This is a genomic window from Moorena sp. SIO3I6, assembly GCF_010672095.1.
In genome coordinates, this window is the sequence record NZ_JAAHHU010001145.1 from 1 (window position 1) to 1628 (window position 1628).

At 45.5% G+C, this 1628-nt stretch carries 3 protein-coding genes and 1 pseudogene; 1 reads left to right on the forward strand and 3 read right to left on the reverse strand.

Translation table 11 applies throughout. The features are described from left to right. Positions 1 to 332, forward strand: a 332-nt coding sequence (locus tag F6K49_RS47065; protein WP_293070608.1) for an ABC transporter ATP-binding protein, incomplete at its 5' end; no start/stop codon positions are given. A 158-nt stretch (positions 333 to 490) separates the two neighbouring features. Here the strand turns inward: F6K49_RS47065 and F6K49_RS47070 are convergent. The 3 genes and pseudogenes from F6K49_RS47070 to F6K49_RS47080 form a co-directional block, all read right to left on the reverse strand. Then, on the reverse strand, positions 491 to 646 hold the full coding sequence (locus tag F6K49_RS47070; protein WP_293109390.1) for a hypothetical protein: 156 nt from the start codon (positions 644 to 646) through the stop codon (positions 491 to 493). Further along, positions 633 to 1034: a hypothetical protein gene (locus tag F6K49_RS47075; protein ID WP_293060715.1), complete on the reverse strand. Its 402-nt coding sequence runs from the start codon at positions 1032 to 1034 to the stop codon at positions 633 to 635. The genes F6K49_RS47070 and F6K49_RS47075 overlap by 14 nt, the downstream gene beginning before the upstream one ends. A 223-nt stretch (positions 1035 to 1257) precedes the next feature. Next, positions 1258 to 1628: pseudogene (locus F6K49_RS47080) on the reverse strand (serine protease); the annotation flags it as partial.

Genomic DNA, 1628 nt, shown 5'->3' on the forward strand with positions numbered 1-1628 from the left:
CTGGAGGACAACAACAACGGGTTGCTATTGCTCGGGCATTGATTACTCATCCTAGTTTGGTGATTTGTGATGAACCAGTGAGTATGCTGGATGCTAGTGTCCAAACTCAAGTATTAGAATTAATGTTAGAGTTGAAAGAAGCCTTTAATCTTACCTATTTGTTTATTACTCATGACCTCTGGGTAGCACGGTTTTTCTGTGATGGAATCGCCGTGATGAATAAAGGTCAGATTGTTGAAAAGAAACCAACTCATGACCTGTTTACTAATCCTGAGCATCCTTACACTAGAACCTTGCTAGAGGCAGCTCCGTTGTTAGATAAACAAAGGTGATTTGTAAGCTATCAGCTATCAGCATTCAGCATATGTGCTACGCACACGCTACGCGAACAGCATTCAGCATATGTGCTACGCACACGCTACGCGAACAGCATTCAGCTTATGCGCACGCTACTTGAGGTGCTTTGTGGCACAGGCTTCTAGCCTGTGACTTAACGGCTGACGGCTGATAGCTGACGGCACCTCAAGTAGCGTGCGCGTAGCGCATAAGCTGACGGCTGATAGCTGACCGATGCTTCACAGGCTGGAAGCCTGTTCCACAAAGCTGACCGCTGACGGCTGACCGCTGAGGGCTTACTGGATTTCAATAGTTTCAGCAGTGATAGCAGACTTACTGGAACCAGAACTCTGACCTTTAATCCGAACTTTTTGGTCAGGACTTAATTTTCCTGGGTCAACAGTTTCTCCTTGACGAGTGATTTTGGTATCGGAAAGAAGTTGTACACTATAGGAACCAGACTGAGTTTCTACCTTCAACTGTAGAGGGAAACTTTCCATAACTGCGACAATTTTACCTTCGATAATCATTTGTTCATCAGTTGAGGTAACTATTGGATTATTATCTGGATTATTACCCTGATTGTTTTCCGGTGAAACGTCTGGTTGGGGAGCGCTACAAGCAGAAAACAGCAGGCTTAATCCGATAAGACTGCTCAAAGCAAAAGATTTAAAAGGAATTTGTAGTTTAGTAGTCATCTGACGGTTTTGTCCTTTGTTAGTTGATTTGTAAGCAGTCAGCAGTCAGCAGTCAGCTTTGTGGAACAGGCTTCCAGCCTGTGAAGCATCGGTCAGCGGTCAGCTGATAACTGATAACTGAATGTTGATCACTGTTCGCGTAGCGTGCGCGTAGCGCATAAGCTGATAGCTGAAAGCTGATAGCTGATAACTGATAGCTGACGGCTGATTAGTCCCGGAGATATTAGAGATTTTTCCAAGCCGACATGTTATCAAACACAGACTTATTGATCCGGACAGCACTGTTAGGACAGCCACCATAGCCGTGAATTCCCACTGCATGGCGTTCACCATCTTGGAAGCGCCAGATGGGGCTACCACTTTGACCGCCATAGGTATCGAGCATATAGGAGAGCTTGCCACCACTGATGCTGGTAATTCGGCCAGCATTGAACCATTGTGTGCCAAATGGTTTGTCACCAGCGTAGCCAGAGTTATTTACCTGTAGATTTGTCAGTAACTCGTCGGATAGATTGATAAATCCGAACCAGCCGACTCGGTTCCCTAGGGTGTCATCCGGTAGAATAATTGCTCCGTAGTCGAAATCATCATCTT

Bases quoted from the DNA above. Each gene is read 5' to 3' on its own strand.
- F6K49_RS47075 (WP_293060715.1), bottom strand. From the start codon at position 1,034: ATGACTACTAAACTACAAATTCCTTTTAAATCTTTTGCTTTGAGCAGT.